This is a genomic window from Chryseobacterium fluminis, from assembly GCF_026314945.1.
Lineage (GTDB): Bacteria > Bacteroidota > Bacteroidia > Flavobacteriales > Weeksellaceae > Chryseobacterium > Chryseobacterium fluminis.
Map to the genome: position 1 here is coordinate 3,176,235 of NZ_CP111121.1, position 17,244 is coordinate 3,193,478.

The window sequence follows — 17,244 nt, forward strand, 5'->3', positions numbered from 1 at the left end:
TATGATCAGGATGAATGATCAGAAAAGGCCGCCTCAGAACGTGAGGCGGTCTTTCTGTTGGTCTTTATTCGAACATGGGTGGAGGTTCTCAACCGCAGTATTAGTTGCGAATCACATCTCCTATGGTTTAAAAAGGTTGTTCGGTACACCGGTCATCACCAGGAAAACAAGGGGTTCCGCCACCACCACCACCGCCACCTACAGCGATGCACTGACCCGGATTTCCGTCATCATTCATTTCACAGGCTTTTCCAAAAGTGCACTCGCAGTCGTTCCAGCAGTACGCTGAATCTCCGTTCGCATGGCAACCAGGTCCTCCGCTGCCAAGAATGGCAGATAGAATCCTTTCTCATAAGTTTTTTAATGTTTTTCATAATTAAAAGTTTGTATTGGGTTAACATGTAAATATTTACATCACATAAAGATAAAAAATAAAAACTGTTTTTTAAAAAAATAAACCCATCGCCGTAGCAATGGGTTTATCTTAGTTATTAAATCTGATTATTCCTCTTCAAATTTTAAGGTTATAGGATACGAAAAAGCATATAAGATAGGGCTTCCTTTAATTTCTGCAGGTTTCCATTTTCCTTTATCCTTTATTCTGTAAAAGGCGGCCAGTATAAATGTATTGATATTGGCATTTTTGCCCTTTACCCGGACATCATACACATATCCTTTTGAATCTACGGTACATGTTAACCTGGCCAAATAAGTAGAACCTGGATAATTTAATAGAGAAATATTATCAGAATAAGCAGAGGATAAAAGTTTCTTAAACTGAGCTTCCCCTAGTTCAAATTCCGGTTTTTTTGTCACGGGCGGAACGGCAGGCGCGGGATATTCCGTGATTCCTTTTTGTTCTTCTACACTGATCTTTTCTAACGTTTTTCTGTAGGAAGCGAGCTTTTCCTCAAGGAGCAGTTTTTCCTGTTCCGATCTTTCTACGGATTCCTTAGGAGACTTTTTAACAAGCATCTTCATCTTTTTGTTATAAAGATCATCGGCCGTTTTAAATTCTTCTGTCTGAGAATAACCAAAAAAGAAAAACATCACAAAAAATAAAACCGAAATTCTTTTCATGACTTAAGCACTTACAATATTTATAATAACTTCAGTTGCCTTTTCCATGCTTTCCAATGCTACATATTCGTACGGGCCGTGAAAATTAATTCCTCCTGCAAAAATATTAGGGCACGGCAATCCCATATATGATAATTGGGCACCGTCTGTTCCACCTCTGATCGCTTTGATTTTAGGTTCAATTCCGGCTTCTTTCATCGCGGCTGCTGCAAGATCTATAATGTGCATTTTTCCTTCAAACTGCTGCTTCATGTTCCGGTACTGTTCCTTAATCTCGATTTCAGCCGTTCCTTCTCCGTGTTTTTGATTAAATTCCGCTACCTTTTCTTCCATGAATTTCTTTCGGATTTCAAACTTATCAGCATCATGATCACGGATGATGTATTGAAGCTTAGCCTCAGAAATATCAGCATTTAAATCCATCAAATGATAAAACCCGTCAAACCCTTTTGTCGTCGCCGGAGTTTCATCAGCAGGAAGCATCTGTGCAAATTCTGAAGCCAATAAAGCTGCATTAACCATTTTTCCGTAAGCATACCCCGGATGAACACTCAATCCGTGAATTTTTACGACCGCTCCGGCTGCATTGAAGTTTTCATATTCCAGTTCACCAACTTCTCCGCCATCCATTGTATACGCGAATTCTGCTCCGAATTTAGCAACATCAAACTTATGCGCCCCTCTTCCGATTTCTTCATCAGGAGTAAAACCGATAGCGATTCTTCCGTGTTTGATCTCAGGATGGGCAATTAAATATTCCGCAGCCGTTACGATCTCTGCACAACCTGCTTTATCGTCAGCTCCGAGAAGAGTATTTCCATCAGTTGTAATTAAGGTGCTACCGATATATTTTTTTAAGCTTTCAAATTTTGAAGGCGACAAAGTAAACCCAGTCGTCTGATTAAGAAGCAGATCACTCCCGTCATAATTTTCCCAAACCTGCGGTTTTACATTTTCACCGCTGAAATCCGGAGAAGTGTCATAATGGGAGATAAATCCAATAGTTGGTTTGTCATCATTTTCAAGGTTAGAGGGTACATATCCCATGATATAGCCGTTGTCATCTATCGATACATTTTCGAGACCTATTGTTTTCAGTTCTTCCACGATATAATTGGCAATGTCCCACTGTCTTTCGGTAGAAGGGGTGGTTTCACTTTCAGCATCGCTTGTTGAATATATTTTTACATAACTGAGAAAACGGTTCAGCAACTTTTCTTTCCACAACGGTTTGAATTCTATAGCACTCATTATTAATGATTAAATTTTACCAAAGTTAGCAAATTTGATGTTCAGAATACGTTATTTGTACCTGAATATAAATTATTGAAATTATGAATCAGATATAAAGGATTGAAAATCAAAATCATGGTAGTTTTGTGTAAAGCTTATATAAACTTGTTAAGTTTTATTATATTTGAGAAAATCTAAAAGTAAAATGTTTCTTACTGAATGTCCGCGTGATGCAATGCAGGGTTGGGGAGAGTTTATTCCCACAGATCAGAAAATAGATTATATCAACTCCCTGATGGATGTTGGTTTTGATGTATTGGACTGTCTGAGCTTTGTATCTCCAAAAGCAATTCCCCAAATGGCAGACTCTGATGAGGTAGCCGAAAATATTGATAAATCCAGATCCAATACAAAGGTTTCTGCCATTATCGGAAATTACAGAGGGGCCGAAAAGGCTCTAAAGCATCCGTCTGTAGATATTCTGGGATTTCCATTTTCTATTTCCGAAACCTTTCAGCACAGAAATACCAACAAAAGCCAGGACGAAGCTTTTCAGGAAGTTATTAAAATGCTTGAATTGGTGAAAGCTGAAGGAAAGCAACTGAATATATACTTCTCGATGGCCTTTGGAAATCCTTATGGGGAAATGTGGAAATGGGAAGATGTGGATTTCTGGGCGCAGCGGTTCTCGGAAATAGGAGTTAAAGACATCTTACTTTCTGATACGACAGGGGTTGCCACACCGGAAACGATCAGTCTACTGTTTGATAAGATACCATCAAAATATCCCGAAATTAATTTCGGGGGACATTTTCATAACCGCTACGAAGATTCTTATGTTAAACTAAAGGCTGCTTACGATAAAGGCTGCCGAAGATTTGACAGTGCCATTAAAGGAATCGGAGGCTGCCCGATGGCAAAAGATGATCTCGTTGGAAATATGCCGACCGAACAGGTAATTAATTTTATGAGTGTAGAAAAAGCCGACCACAAACTGAATTTACTGAACTTTGAAAGTTCCTATAATAGAGCAAAGGATATTTTTCATTTTTAATCAAAATTATACACTTCGTTCAGCATAGTAATGTCATCTTAAGCTGGTCAAAGAGCTAGTGAGAAGAGTTTCGACAAGTTTCAACTGAAATTCAGTTTTATTGTCTTTCAGAAGGCTGCAAAATAAAACATAAACAGGAGCGGGCCTTTAGCCCGCTTATTTATTCAAAGCTCAATTCGGTTTTGGCCCAAATCAATTTAACTAATTCAAAAAAATAAAAAATGTCACCAATAATCACTCCATCTGAATTAAAAAACGGATCAACCGAAAATCTTATTATTCTTGATACAAGAGTAGGTAAGGATGGGTATCAGAATTATCTTAATAAGCACATTAAAGGGGCAAGATTTATAGATCTGGATAAAGATCTGGCTGATATCGGAGAAGATGCGGCTTTTGGAGGGAGGCATCCTCTTCCTGACATTGAAAAATTTGCAGTGACTCTTGCCGGTCTCGGAATTTCAGAAGATTCTCAGGTCGTTATTTATGATGATAAGAATGGAGCCAATGCAGGAGCCAGGGCCTGGTGGATGTTGAAATCTTTTGGGCTGACGGACGTTCAGGTTCTGGATGGCGGATTTCAAAATGCAGAGCGGGAAAATCTGGAATTTTCAGCAGGAGAAGAAAGCTTTAAAAAAACGGAAATCATTAAAAGAGAAAACTGGCTTCTGCCTACTTCGACCCTGGAAGATGTTGAAAATGAACTGATCAACACATCTGCAACGGTCATTGATGTGCGGGATGCATACCGCTATAATGGAGAATCTGAACCCATTGATCTGGTAGCAGGGCATATTCCCGGAGCCATTAATATTCCTTTTTCTGAAAACCTGGATGAAAACGGAAATTTCCTGAAGCCGGAAATTTTAAAAGAAAAATACACAGAACTTTTAAAAGATAAATCTCAGCATTTAATCGTTCACTGCGGTTCCGGAGTGACCGCATGCCATAGTATTCTGGCTTTGTATTACGCCGGTTTTCCGATTCCCGATTTATATGTTGGCTCATGGAGTGAGTGGAGCAGGAGGGATGGAAAAGAAGTCGCGAAAGAAATTCAATAAGATATTCTGAACGACTAATTAATTAAAGCCTGGCTTAAAATTGAATTTCCTTAAATAAACTGAGCATTATTTATTACAAAGCAAAAATAAAAGGCTGTCAACATTCTGACAGCCTATTTTATTTTAATACGGGTTTTAAAGCATTCCCAACTCAAATTTCGCTTCTTCACTCATCATATCCTTGTTCCAGCTCGGCTCAAAAGTAAGTTCCAGATCAACGCTTTTTACGTTTTCCACCTCTGCGACTTTATCTTTCACTTCCTGCGGAAGCGTTTCAGCAACGGGACAGTTCGGAGTCGTAAGGGTCATTATAATTTTAACGTCCGCATCATCGGAAATCTGAACATCATAAACCAGACCCAATTCGTAGATGTCTACCGGAATTTCAGGGTCATAAACGGTTTTTAGTACACTGATGATTTCTTCACCAATGTCAGCAATCTGATCGTCTGTAAATTTCATTTTTTAATCTAATTGATGTACCTTTTCAACAAATCTTCCTGACGCATCCGCCGGAATATATTTGCCAAAGTTAACACATCTTTTTCACAATAGTCGACTATTCTCTGCAAGTCTTTCTCTATGTAGTAAATTGATGAAACCAGTGAGCCGTCAATATCATCCTTTGGAGTCGGGATTCCGAAAACATGAGCTAATAATTCAAGAGATACAAAGCTTTTGTAATCCCCGAATTTCCAGAGCTCCATTGTATCAAGATGAGGAATTTCCCACGGTTTTTTGCCAAACATCTGAAATGGTACAGGAGGCTGTATCCCGTTAATCAGGAATCTTCTGGCAATCCACGGAAAGTCGAATTCTTTACCGTTATGAGCACACAGAATGACCTCTCTCAGTCTGGGACTGTTAAAAATTTCTCCAAATTCAAGCAGCATCTTTTTTTCATCGTGATCCGCAAAGCTTTTGATCTTCAGAGTGTCATTCTTTTCGATCATCCCAATGGTAATACAGATTATTTTCCCGAATTCAGCCATAATTCCGGCTCTTTCGGGATAGAATTCTTCAGCGGAAACCTCTTCTTTTCGCTGAAATCTCGTTTTTTTTTCCCAGAGTTTCTGTTCGGTTTCGGGCAGTTCATGCCAGTTTCCTGTTCCTGGGACCGTTTCTATATCAAGGAATAAAACTCTTTCTAATGGAATATGTTGTATCATTTGTTTCTTACTTATCTATAATTAATCTGGATGAATGGCTTTTTAGCACAGACCAGTGGTTACAGGCGTACTGTGAGATCGACCTTATCCTACCTGCATTCCATTTTTTGTAGGCAGCGATGTTGTTAAAAGCGTAATATCTTTTGGATCCTCACCATATACTCCCAAAACCAGGCATTCGCTGAAAAAATTAGCAATCTGCTTTTTAGGAAAATTAACGACAGCCAGAATTTGCCGGCCAACTAAATCTTCTTTTGCATATAAAGAAGTGATCTGTGCAGAAGATTTTTTAACGCCCAGATCTCCGAAATCAATTTCCAGCTGATAAGATGGATTTCTCGCTTTTTCAAAATCGGTAGCGGCGACTATTGTTCCGGTTCTGATGTCCAGTTTTTCAAAATCTGCCCAGGTAATCTCGGGTTTTGTGGTCATGCTATGGTATTGATTAATTGTTCAACTTCTTTTTTTCGGTCGGCATATTTTTGTTGAAGATCGGAGTTTTCACCCATTCTTTTATAATATTCCAGCGCTTTATTTCCAAAAAACTTCTTGTGAAAATCTGAAACCTCTGGAATCTGCGGAAAAACTTTATGAAAAAGCATTTCGTAATAGGCCTGAAATTCCCGTTCGTTTTTATCTGCTACTGTATTTCCCGGCGCTTTCTGTCTTACATGAAGCATTTCGTGTGCCAGCATATTTAAAACCAGATTCAGATCAAAATCGAATAAATTTTTTGGAATCATTACTTTTTGAGGCTTTCCCAGCTCTCCTTCTGCAGTAAGCAGCATAGAATGTGGGGAAAGCTCCTCCCGGAAACCAAAACCCGCAAAGTTCTCATGCACTAGGTTAAATGAGCTGATTAAATAGTTAGCCGCGTCCAAAATTTGGTCATGTTTCTTATAAGCGTCAATATGGAAATTAATAGGGTCGAAATTCATCAGAAATACGTTTTAACAAATGTATTAAAATAATGAAAAACCGGGGAAGCATAACTAAAGGAATTTTTTACTGTTTAAAATCAATGAGTTGCGGTTTTTCTTTGTTTTTTCTTGAAATGTTACGCAAGATTCCGGAAAAATGGGATTTATATAAATGAGCGCTCAAAATAATTAATGTTTAATGAAAATTTTAAGTAATGAAGAGAAAATTAATTTTTAAAGCCTGTATGGCTGTTTTGATCGTATTCACAGGACTTTCTATGATCTCTTGTCAGGATGATTATGAGCCGGTGCCTGTTACATCAGATGATATTCCAGGAAGCTATAAAGCCAAACTGATAACGACACAGGGAAATAAAAAAACGGAGGAAATTACTGGTTTTGAAGCAAAAAAGGATACCATTAATTTGATGATTTTCAGATTGAAAGAATTGTAAAAACCGTAATTACAGATCCTGTAAAAGCAGAGGCGGCCATTGCAGCAATAGGAAAAGTGAAATATAATCTTAATTATACTTCAAAAATTGATACCCAAAATAATGTTGTGGAACTTACATTTGCGCCGAAAGTACTGGAATTAACAATTCCTGTAGACGGAACAAATAAAAGTACGAAAGTAACATTTAAAGATAATCAGAAAGGATTTTATGTCGGACAGGACTGGTCGTTAAGATTCGGTTTAATTGCAGAGAAAATAGAAGTTGACGGTGTACAGGTAACGCCTTATGAGGTGATTAAGTATGACTTTCCATACTGTCTGAAAAAGTAAAATAATTAGTTTATTATGCGAAATAGGTTGTGCTTGATAAGACACAATCTATTTTTGCATCAATTTTTAAAGATTGATCATCAGGTGGTCTTGCAGAATGTATGGAGGAAACTAAAGAACAGGATTTGGCGAAACGGCTTCTTTCGAAAGAAGAGTCTGCCTGGAAGGAGCTTTTTGGAGCTTATTCCGGAACGCTTACCTATGTATGCTCCAGATATATCGTCAGTAAGGATGATGTACATGATGTCCTGCAGAACAGTTTTATAAAAATGTTCCGTTCGATCGAATCATTCGAATACAGGGGTAGCGGCTCATTGAAAGCATGGATTACCCGTATTGTTGTTAATGAATCTTTGAAGCACATCAGGCAAAATCCTGATTTTAAAATGGTGACAGACTTCGAAATTCCTGATGTTCCTGATGAAGAAGAACCGGACCTGAATGAAATTTCTCAGGCAGCAATTATGAAAATGATCAGGGCTCTGCCGGATGGGTACAGGACTGTTTTTAACCTGTACGTCTTCGAAAATAAGAGCCATAAAGAGATCGCAGTGCTTTTGGGAATTGCAGAGAATTCTTCAGCATCACAGTTTCATAGGGCAAAAGCGATGCTTGCTCAGAAAATAAAAGAATATAAAATGTTAAAAACTGCGCACTATGAATAATGACTGGTTAGATGATCTGCGCATGAAAATGGAAGATCATGCAGAGGAAGTTCCGGAAGGGTTGTGGGACGATATTGAAGATGAGTTGTTTCGTGATGAAGACGGAATTCAGGCGGTTGTTCCGGCTACGGAAGACAATACGGTTAAATCGAATGGGGAAGAAGAGTCTGCTGTTTTTAAACTGAAACCTTTATACCGTGCTGCTGGAGCAGCAGCTGCCATTGCTTTATTTTTTGTGGTGGGGAATCGCATCTCTGATTATTTTACAGGAAATGCTTCTTCAGAACGTGTGATAAAAGCAGATAAAAAAGATGTATTTCAATCCATTGAAAATCAGGGTGATTTAATAGCAGATGAGCAGTATTCAACATCTGGTTTATCCGAGAAGGCCAAAATGCCGGAAGTGGTAAAATATCAAAATAATCGCACAGACATTTTTGAAAAAATCTTCCATATAGAAAATAAAAAAGAAATTGATATACAATCAATGATAGTTGAAAATGAAAAGATGAGTTCACTGGATGAAAATGAAGATACTCCACAAAAGCAGAATGAGGTCATTGAGAATAAAATTTCTGATGTGAAAGATGATTTTGCAGAACTTATTTCCAATAATGGAATAAAAAATGAAATTCCAGGACCGGCGAAAATAAAAAAGCAGGCATCCCGGAAATTATGGATGTTAAGCATGCTCGCCGGAAATGCAGCTTCTTCTGCCGATCAAATTCCGGGTTATGCTACAATAAGCGGTGCTCCGATAAAAGCGGATGACATCTATCAGAGTTCCGGTACCGAGGTAAATCCTCTGGTCGCCGTTTTGGTCGCCAATCAGGATCAGAATGTAGATGCCAGGTTTGTTCATAAAATGCCTTTTACGGTGGGAGCTTCTGTATATCACAGCTTAGGAAAAAATGGAAAATGGGGAATCGGTACCGGTGTTAATTATACCAAGCTTTCTTCAGAAGTCCGTTCAGGAAGCCAGGCAAATTTTATTAAAAGTGAACAGACGCTCCATTATATCGGAATACCGGTACAGGTAAATTATAACGTAATCCAAAAAGGAAAGTTAACAGGGTATGTTACAGTCGGGGCGATGATTGAAAAAGCAGTGGCTGCCAACCTTAAGACCCAATATGTTGTCAATGAAGAAGTGAAAGATAATACAACCGGGAAAACAGACCAGAAACCCTTTCAGCTTTCTGTAAACTCTGCGGTTGGAGTACAGTATAAAATTGTGAATAAAATCGGGCTGTACGCAGAACCCGGCGTAGGTTACCATTTTAAAGATAACAGTACGCTGAATACCATTTATAAGGAAAAACCTTTAAACTTTAATATAAAATTCGGAATCAGAGTATTGATCGAATAACCGGATGATCAACGGAATTAAAAGAATATGTAAGGCTTATGGGGTATGTATGAGCTTCAGGAGCATATTTTTTATTTTCTGGTGAAAAGGTAAAAACAGTCGCTAAATCAACCATTAAATATTACCATATGAAAACAAAACTCATTTTTTTGACGGCCCTGCTGTCTGGCTTTTTTACCTTAAAGGCACAATGTAATCCAGCGATTACAAGTCCACGGTTAGGAACCATGTTTCCTGATAAAGTTGTTTTTTGTAACAGCGAATCGGAGACATTATCCACCACGCAGGCATTTGACACCTATCAGTGGTACAAACAGGAATGGGACTGGCAGACGCCGAATAATAATCCGTGGGTGGCCATTCCCGGAGCAACTTCTCAGAATCTGACGATTGACGGTACAAACGACATGCTGTATTATTTTAAAGTGGCAGTTACCCAGAATGACTGTAATGCGGAAAGTCCGGAAATTCTTGCAGACGGTTATGCCTACGGTCTTCCGGCCATGATGACTACGCTTGCTCCCGGGACGTATGAGCAGACCGATGCTGATACCTACAATGTGTGTGAAGGGGCTACGGTGAGGTTTGAAAATATTTATCCCACAGTATACGGCGTTCATACCTGGTATAAATGTACACCCGGCAATATTCCTCCGGTTCCCGGAGATCCTTGCATCATCGGAGGGGCCACAGGAGATTCTTACGATGCGACAACCTCAGGATATTATGGCTTTTATGCCTGTACCGAATATTGTCCTGACCAGTGCGAGTTTCTGGGAATGGGCAGTTTCGTACAGCTAAATTTCGGAAACTTCCCGTTCTGTACTTTGGGAACCGGCGAAACGCAAACAAAAGAAGGCAATTTAAAACTCTATCCGAATCCCACGACTCAGCTTCTGTATGTAGGCAAAGAATCGGATAAAAATTATCAGATTTCCATTATTGATATGTCCGGAAAATTGATTATGCAAAAGTCTGATCATCAATATGATAAAGCGATAGATGTAAGTCAGCTGGTTCCCGGAAATTATATGATAGTCTCCAAAAGTTCTGGTGGCAAAATGTATAAAAATAAATTCATCAAGAAATAATACGAAAATAGATCCTAAGTTATTTAGTTTTTCAATCTTTATCTGATCGGCGCAAACGAAGTTTGCGCCTTTTTTATGTGACAAAATTCTTAAAATTCATGTTTTTAAAATAGTTTTTTATGAAATATTATACATTGTAAATCAGCATTTTGTAGAAAAAAATATTAATTATTTTTACGCCAAAACACGATCATGCTGATTAAAATTTACGGAAGTGCCATATTTGGAGTATCGGCCCAGACGATTACCATTGAAGTTAATGTAGATACCGGAGGCATAGGCTATCACCTTGTAGGTCTTGCAGATAATGCGATTAAGGAAAGCAGTTACAGGATTTCTGCAGCACTTAAAAATGTAGGGTATAAAATCCCCGGGAAGAAGATCACTATTAATATGGCGCCTGCCGATCTCCGGAAAGAAGGAGCTGCCTATGATCTGAGTATTGCCATTGGAATCCTGGCAGCTTCGGATCAGATTCTGGCTGAAAATATCCAGGATTATATTATTATGGGTGAGCTGTCTTTAGACGGAACCCTTCAGCCGATAAAAGGGGTCCTGCCTATTGCAATCCAGGCCAGGGAAGAAGGGTTTAAAGGAATTATCCTTCCCAGACAAAATACACGGGAAGCCGCTATAGTCAATAATATAGACGTATATGGCGTGGAAAATATTAAAGAAGTAATCGACTTTTTTAACGAAGGAAAGCCTCTTGAGAAATTTGTCATTGATACCCGTAAAGAATTTCAGGAGAAAATTAATGATTTTCCATTTGATTTTTCCGAAGTTAAAGGGCAGGAAACTGCTAAAAGAGCAATGGAAGTCGCTGCGGCGGGTGGCCATAATATTATATTAATAGGTCCGCCCGGCAGTGGAAAAACAATGCTCGCCAAAAGAGTTCCGAGCATCCTGCCTCCATTGACGCTAAAAGAGGCACTGGAAACGACAAAAATACATTCTGTAGCAGGAAAAATGGGTCTTGAAACAGCACTCATGACTACGCGTCCCTACAGGGCACCCCATCATACGATATCGGATGTAGCACTGGTGGGAGGCGGCAGCTATCCTCAGCCCGGAGAAATTTCATTAGCCCATAACGGAGTTTTGTTTTTAGATGAAATGCCGGAGTTTAAAAGAACAGTACTTGAAGTAATGCGGCAGCCCTTAGAAGATCGCGAAGTGACTATTTCGAGAGCTAAATTTACGGTAAACTATCCGTCAAGTTTTATGCTGGTGGCTTCTATGAATCCCAGTCCAAGCGGATATTTTCCGGATGATCCCAATAATACGTCATCGGTTTTTGAAATGCAGCGGTATATGAATAAACTTTCAGGGCCTCTGCTTGATCGTATTGATATCCACGTTGAGGTTCAGAAAGTTGAATTTGAGCAGCTGGCAGAAAAAAGGAAGGGTGAGAAAAGTGAAGAGATCAGAAAACGTGTTTTAATAGCCAGGGAAATCCAGAACAACCGTTATAAAGATTTAAAAATCAGCTACAATGCTCAAATAGGGTCAAAGGAATTGGAAAAGTTTTGTCAGTTGGACAGCACTTCATTTAACCTCATCAAATTAGCGATGGAGAAACTTAATCTTTCTGCCAGAGCCTATGACAGGATCCTGAAGGTATCCCGTACCATTGCGGATCTTGAGCAGTCCGAAAATATCCTGCCGCAGCATGTATCCGAAGCCATACAGTACCGGAGCTTAGACCGTGAATTCTGGAATGTATAAACTTGTAGTGACCAATAAGAAATTCAATGATCAGTCGGTGATTCAATATTTACCGGATCAGTTCTTTATTTAAAAATAATACGTCAAGTTTTGTCGCTGTGTATGTTGACGTTTGTAAGATAAAGCTAATACGTATTTAATAGAAAATAAAAACAAATCAATGAATACTACAGATATAAAAGAGTCCGTGCGTTTACTAAGTAAAAATTTTGCAGCCAATGAAAGTATTGTCGTTAATCTTGATTCAGCTGGTACTGGGGATGATTTCGGAACTTTAATGATTAAAAATAACACCGGACTATCGGCGCAGTTTTTATGGCAAAAGAATATAAGTTACACCTCCAAAGGTTACTTTAAAGAGATAAAAAATGACCTGGGCGCTTCTGTTGCTCACCACGATGGTATTATTGCCATAACCAACGGTGGAGTAGAGCAATATCTGGAAGCAGATCTAACGGAGTCATGATGTTTGGCGATTATTCAAAACTGAAAGTAAGCGGAATCTTAGAATAAAAGTCATCTTCCTGAGGTTTCGCAACTTTTTTGTTGCCGAATAAACTTTTTGCAATCTCCAGAGCACACATGTCCAGAAAATAGGTGTTGGTAGTTTCTGCAATTTCCAATACCTCATATTTCCCTTCTTTATTAATCCTGAATAAGACTTTGGATTTTATATGCGGAACAGCATCATAATAGACAAATTCCGGCACCTGATATTTTCTTTCGATTTCTGTACGGATACTTGTTCCGAAACATTTTTCGGGATCTGCATTTCCTTCACAGGACAGAAGGATGGGAACGTTCCAGTTGGTTGTATAAAGAGCCCGTTTTTCAAATACAGACTTTGTTCTCTTTTTGTTTTCATAGAATCCTTTGTAAGCGCTGTCCAGCAGCTGAATATGCTGCCTGTGAAATTCCTTTCTCATCTGGTTGTCGGCTTTGCTTAATTTTTCAATGTACCGATAAGCGTTACAATATTCTTTATATTTCTCATACAGCAGAGCATCGCGATTGTATAATTTTAACTGTACTGAATCTTTATGAGAGAGTCTGGGGCGTGCGATCATTATGGGTTGATTATCTTTAAGATTCTGTTCTTTTCTGAATTGCCGGGCTTCTTTATCGGCTAATTCATCGATATATTTTTCAGTGTTCTGATCAGCATTGAATATATCAAGAATTTCTTGGGTTACTTTTTCCTGGATAATCATCTGGGCCTTAAGGTCCTTATTTTTTACTTTTGAAGAAAAGGCAGGCTGCTGTGAGCATACTTGCATGTATACCAGAAGCAAAATAAAGGTAGAAATACATTTCATGGTAGTAATCGTTTTTAATTCTGTCTGAACTTAAAAATCTTCCGGTTGACAGTTTATTTAAAGTCTCCAAAAATAGGAAAAACCGTGAAGGAATACTTTCACGGTTTTAAAAATATATTTAGAATAATTAATTAATTGTTACTTTCACAACCTGCTGTACCGAAGGAATGGGATATTGATTTCCTACCTTTTTAATCGGGTTATTTTCAGCTTGAGGGGTCCCTCCAAACAGAGCCTGATGATTTCCTGCGCCAGGATATTGATCAATACCAGTTCCTGAATCGAATAATGCTGTCTTTGACGTGACATCACCTGTCATACCGGAAGATATTACCTGTTCATTTGCATAAAACCAATCATTAGAGAAGCCAAACATGGTTACATAAGCTATTTTATCTCCTGCACCTGATTGGAATGTGGTCATCACCTTACTTCCAGGCGCAATGGGTGCATTCCCGGCAACATATACCCCTTTTACATCAGGTAATGACTTTAAGTAGTTTTGAAGTTTCGTTACATTCCCAAATTGTGCAATCTCTTTCAATCCTTTTCCTGCATCTGTTTTTCCTGTTTCATAAATAGGGTTTTTATCACCTCTGTATACAACAACCAAAGCAGGGGAAAGTCCTGTCATTATTCCCGTATTGGCATTAAGTTTTGCGATCATCTTATCGGTCATTCCTTGCTGTGCTATCGCAGTTATTTCAGGATTCGATAAAGCATTGGGAGTGAAAAAAGGTGCTGAATTTATCAGCTGTGAACCGTTGTAATTGGACACAGCCCAGACTCCGGGAGAAAGGGGAGTTTGATTTGCAGTACCACCTGAAGTATTCGTAATGGTTAAGGTAAATTTAGAAGAAACATCATCATAAGCCAGGTTTAGTTTTACCAGTTGAGAAGCATTTATATTCATTACCTGGGTGATCGGCTTACTTTCAGCCAGTCCTGTAATATCATTTTTACTGCCATTGTCCCAGAGTAATACTTCTGAAGAAACGTCTCCCGTTATGGCATTTCCATTGCTGTCGAATAATTTAATGCCCGGTTGTTTGGAAGCAAAAAACCAATCTTTTGAAGCGCCGTACATGGTCGCAAACATGAGTGCCTGAGCTTTTCCTGCGCTGAATGTTATTGTCTGAGATTCACCGGGAAGGATGACTTTACCTCCCGCAGGAGCAAAAAAAGTCACTCCCGGGATTTCTCCGCTTTGTACAAAATCTTTAGGAGTTACGACATTTTCAAAGGTAATGGTTTTCTGTGAAGGCGTGTCTACAGTATCATTGCTATCACAAGAGGCAAGGGTAAAGAAAGCCATGATTCCTGTTGCTGCTAGAGTGATTCTAAAGATGTGTTTTTTCATAATAATTTTTTATTGTTATAAATTGTCTTTTAACCTTAGTCGCAACATCGTAAAATCCTGACAAAAAAGTCTTTTTCTATAAATCGGCTTAGTGGATGGTTTCTCAATGGAAATAAAAAAACCGCGAAAGAAAACTTTCGCGGTTCTTGAAATATATCAAAAGATATTATTTTTTCTTTTTAGGTGCAGCTTTAGGAGCTTTTGTTTTCGTATCGGCAGGCGTATTTTCATCTCTTACCAATTGCAGTTCGTCGATCAGTCTTCTTGCTCCGGCATATTTGTCGATGGTCCAAAGAACAAAACGAACGTCTACGTTGATGGTTTTTTGCCATTCCGGTTCAAAAACGATGTCACCGCTTAGTGCTTCACTGTTTCCGTCGAATGCAATACCGATAAGGTTACCGTCACCATCAATTACCGGAGATCCTGAATTACCTCCTGTAATATCATTGTTGGATAAGAAGTTGACAGGCATATACCCTTTTGCATCAGCATACTGACCGAAATCTTTCATATTGTAAAGATCGATCACTCTCTGGGGAAGGTCGAATTCTTCGTCCCCTTTTTTATATTTACCTACAAGACCGGTCATATCCGTATAATAGTTATCGGTAACACCGAAATAATTTCTGTCTTCTCTAACAGGTAGTTTGTCTACCGTTCCGTAAGTTAATCTCATGGTAGAGTTAGCATCCGGATAGAATTTCTTCTCAGGCATGGCTTTCATCAGTCCGGCTAAGAAAAGACGGTTGTTTTTAGCAAAGTTATCATCTACCTTTGAGAATCTTTCCGTACTCATTTTCTGGTCAGCTACGATACTGTTCGCAAGTTTCCACAATGGGTCTGCATCTAATTTCAAGGCATCAGGATTAAGAGTAAAGTTGGTTGCAGATGTTTTATTTGCAAAAATTGAAGAATAGGCAACATTGGAAACAGTACCCGGATCAATTCCTGAGATTGCAGCAGAAGCAACATTCTGATTTACTCTTTGCTTATAAAGTTTAGCCATTCCGCTTAACATCTCGCCTTCCAGCTGGGGGTTAAAGTTTTCGTAAGCCGCTTTAATAGCAGCGTCTACTTTTGGCTTCATCGCCAGTCTTCCCTGCATATCCTGAGCTACATACGCCTTTAATACAGAACCTAGCTGAATCGCAAGGCTGATATATTTGGCATTTCTTGAGAACTGAGAGGCATAGTTTCTTTCAACATTTCTGTCGGAAACCTGCTTGTAATAGGCTTCGATATCTTCCAGAACTCCGTCATATTCAGAATTTCCTGGCTGTACAGACCATTTTCTGTAAACATCTTCGATTTTCTGTTTATCAGTAATCGTACCGTTTTTTTCAACAGCATCTATCGTTCCCTGTCTGTTTTTCCAGTAGTTCGCTACAGAAGCATATTGGGAAGCATAGTTAAGCTGCGTAGCTTTATCCTTGTCCATATACTTCTTCATAATATCCATGGCAAGTTTAGAAGATTCTACCCAAGCCGGATAATCTTTGTTCACCATTTGCTGGATACCGTAAGAAGTTAAATAACGGTTCGTTCTCCCCGGGTATCCTAAAATCATTGAAAAGTCACCTGGTTTGATTCCCTTTAGAGAAACCGGTAAGAAATGCTTAGGTTTCAATGGAACATTGCCTGGTGCAAATTCTGCCGGATTTCCCGCCGCATCAGCATAGACTCTGAAAACCGTAAAGTCGGCAGTATGTCTCGGCCATTCCCAGTTATCTGTATCACCACCGAATTTACCTAATGATGAAGGGGGAGCACCTACCAGTCTGATATCTTTATAGTCCTGATATACAAAATAATAAAATTCATTTCCGTTAAAGAAATCTCTTACGACAACCGTATATTTGCCGTTTTCAGAATTTTCAGACTGAATGGCCTTGGTTTCGGCGTCAATCACCGCTTTTCTCTGTTCAGGAGTCATGCTGTTATTCAGTTTAGAATTGATTCTCTGCGTGGCATCATCCATTCTTACCAAAAATCTTACATAAAGATCTTTCGCATTGAACTCATCTTTCTGCTTCATGGCCCAGAACCCGTTCTTCAGATAGTCTTTTTCCGGAGTAGAAGCTGCTGCAACAGCACCGTAACCACAATGGTGGTTTGTGAAAATAAGTCCCTGATTAGAAACAATCTCGCCGGTACAGAAGCCACCGAAACTCACGATCGCGTCCTTCATGCTCGAATTGTTCACCGAATAAATCTCTTCCGGAGTCAGATGCAAGCCTTGTTTTTGCATATCGACACCGTTTAGCCTTTTGATGAGCATCAACAGCCACATACCCTCATCCGCCCTCATCTGAGCAAAGCCCAACAGAAAAGTGAATAGTAGAAATAGTCTTTTCATTTTATAAAATAATTTTTGTGTCGCTAATTTACTAATTTTTACGGTATTCTGC

The 17,244-nt window shown here is 39.0% G+C and carries 18 protein-coding genes; 9 read left to right on the forward strand and 9 right to left on the reverse strand.

Going from position 1 to position 17,244, the window contains the following annotated elements:
* Positions 1–501: 501 nt before the first annotated feature.
* Both ODZ84_RS14585 and pepT read right to left on the reverse strand, forming a co-directional pair.
* Entirely contained in the window at positions 502–1,080 is a 579-nt protein-coding gene (locus ODZ84_RS14585) for a hypothetical protein (protein WP_266173106.1), read from the reverse strand.
* A gap of 3 nt (positions 1,081–1,083) precedes the next feature.
* Positions 1,084–2,331 (reverse strand): peptidase T, encoded by a 1,248-nt coding sequence (gene pepT / locus ODZ84_RS14590; protein WP_266173108.1) that lies wholly within the window; start codon positions 2,329–2,331, stop codon positions 1,084–1,086.
* A gap of 187 nt (positions 2,332–2,518) precedes the next feature.
* Between pepT and ODZ84_RS14595 the strand changes: the two genes are divergently transcribed.
* Positions 2,519–3,367, forward strand: coding sequence for a hydroxymethylglutaryl-CoA lyase (locus tag ODZ84_RS14595; protein ID WP_266173109.1), 849 nt, complete (start codon positions 2,519–2,521; stop codon positions 3,365–3,367).
* Between the two features lie 221 nt (positions 3,368–3,588).
* Complete coding sequence (locus ODZ84_RS14600; protein ID WP_266173110.1) at positions 3,589–4,428, forward strand: sulfurtransferase; 840 nt, start codon at positions 3,589–3,591, stop codon at positions 4,426–4,428.
* A 135-nt stretch (positions 4,429–4,563) separates the two neighbouring features.
* On the opposite strand, the gene ODZ84_RS14605 is transcribed toward ODZ84_RS14600, so the two are convergent.
* From ODZ84_RS14605 to ODZ84_RS14620, 4 genes are all read right to left on the reverse strand, one after another.
* Positions 4,564–4,890: an SUF system Fe-S cluster assembly protein gene (locus ODZ84_RS14605; protein WP_039371432.1), complete on the reverse strand. Its 327-nt coding sequence runs from the start codon at positions 4,888–4,890 to the stop codon at positions 4,564–4,566.
* A gap of 8 nt (positions 4,891–4,898) precedes the next feature.
* Complete coding sequence (locus ODZ84_RS14610) at positions 4,899–5,597, reverse strand: 3'-5' exonuclease (protein ID WP_266173112.1); 699 nt, start codon at positions 5,595–5,597, stop codon at positions 4,899–4,901.
* A gap of 84 nt (positions 5,598–5,681) precedes the next feature.
* Positions 5,682–6,029 carry a tRNA-binding protein gene (locus tag ODZ84_RS14615; protein WP_266173113.1) on the reverse strand — a complete coding sequence of 116 codons (348 nt, stop codon included), beginning with the start codon at positions 6,027–6,029 and terminating at the stop codon, positions 5,682–5,684.
* Complete coding sequence (locus tag ODZ84_RS14620; protein WP_266173115.1) at positions 6,026–6,535, reverse strand: hypothetical protein; 510 nt, start codon at positions 6,533–6,535, stop codon at positions 6,026–6,028. The genes ODZ84_RS14615 and ODZ84_RS14620 overlap by 4 nt, the downstream gene beginning before the upstream one ends.
* A 197-nt stretch (positions 6,536–6,732) precedes the next feature.
* On the opposite strand from ODZ84_RS14620, the gene ODZ84_RS14625 reads away from it, so the two are divergent.
* From ODZ84_RS14625 to ODZ84_RS14655, 7 genes are all read left to right on the forward strand, one after another.
* Entirely contained in the window at positions 6,733–6,972 is a 240-nt protein-coding gene (locus tag ODZ84_RS14625; RefSeq protein ID WP_266173116.1) for a hypothetical protein, read from the forward strand.
* Between the two features lie 8 nt (positions 6,973–6,980).
* On the forward strand, positions 6,981–7,304 hold the full coding sequence (locus ODZ84_RS14630) for a DUF4840 domain-containing protein (RefSeq protein WP_266177373.1): 324 nt from the start codon (positions 6,981–6,983) through the stop codon (positions 7,302–7,304).
* Between the two features lie 101 nt (positions 7,305–7,405).
* The gene (locus tag ODZ84_RS14635) at positions 7,406–7,969 is read left to right on the forward strand and encodes an RNA polymerase sigma factor (RefSeq protein ID WP_266173117.1); all 564 of its coding nucleotides are present in this window, start codon (positions 7,406–7,408) and stop codon (positions 7,967–7,969) included.
* On the forward strand, positions 7,962–9,338 hold the full coding sequence (locus ODZ84_RS14640) for an outer membrane beta-barrel protein (RefSeq protein ID WP_266173118.1): 1,377 nt from the start codon (positions 7,962–7,964) through the stop codon (positions 9,336–9,338). Before ODZ84_RS14635 ends, ODZ84_RS14640 begins: the two co-directional genes overlap by 8 nt.
* A 128-nt stretch (positions 9,339–9,466) precedes the next feature.
* A complete protein-coding gene (locus tag ODZ84_RS14645; RefSeq protein ID WP_266173119.1) occupies positions 9,467–10,429 on the forward strand; it encodes a T9SS type A sorting domain-containing protein in 963 nt (320 codons plus the stop codon).
* Positions 10,430–10,621: 192 nt separating this feature from the next.
* Complete coding sequence (locus ODZ84_RS14650; protein ID WP_266173120.1) at positions 10,622–12,157, forward strand: YifB family Mg chelatase-like AAA ATPase; 1,536 nt, start codon at positions 10,622–10,624, stop codon at positions 12,155–12,157.
* A gap of 160 nt (positions 12,158–12,317) precedes the next feature.
* Positions 12,318–12,623 (forward strand): hypothetical protein, encoded by a 306-nt coding sequence (locus ODZ84_RS14655; protein WP_266173121.1) that lies wholly within the window; start codon positions 12,318–12,320, stop codon positions 12,621–12,623.
* A 10-nt stretch (positions 12,624–12,633) separates the two neighbouring features.
* On the opposite strand, the gene ODZ84_RS14660 is transcribed toward ODZ84_RS14655, so the two are convergent.
* The 3 genes from ODZ84_RS14660 to ODZ84_RS14670 form a co-directional block, all read right to left on the reverse strand.
* A complete protein-coding gene (locus ODZ84_RS14660; RefSeq protein WP_266173123.1) occupies positions 12,634–13,473 on the reverse strand; it encodes a hypothetical protein in 840 nt (279 codons plus the stop codon).
* Between the two features lie 127 nt (positions 13,474–13,600).
* Positions 13,601–14,833 carry a spondin domain-containing protein gene (locus ODZ84_RS14665; protein WP_266173125.1) on the reverse strand — a complete coding sequence of 411 codons (1,233 nt, stop codon included), beginning with the start codon at positions 14,831–14,833 and terminating at the stop codon, positions 13,601–13,603.
* A 166-nt stretch (positions 14,834–14,999) separates the two neighbouring features.
* Positions 15,000–17,192 (reverse strand): S46 family peptidase, encoded by a 2,193-nt coding sequence (locus ODZ84_RS14670; RefSeq protein ID WP_266173126.1) that lies wholly within the window; start codon positions 17,190–17,192, stop codon positions 15,000–15,002.
* Positions 17,193–17,244 lie beyond the last annotated feature (52 nt).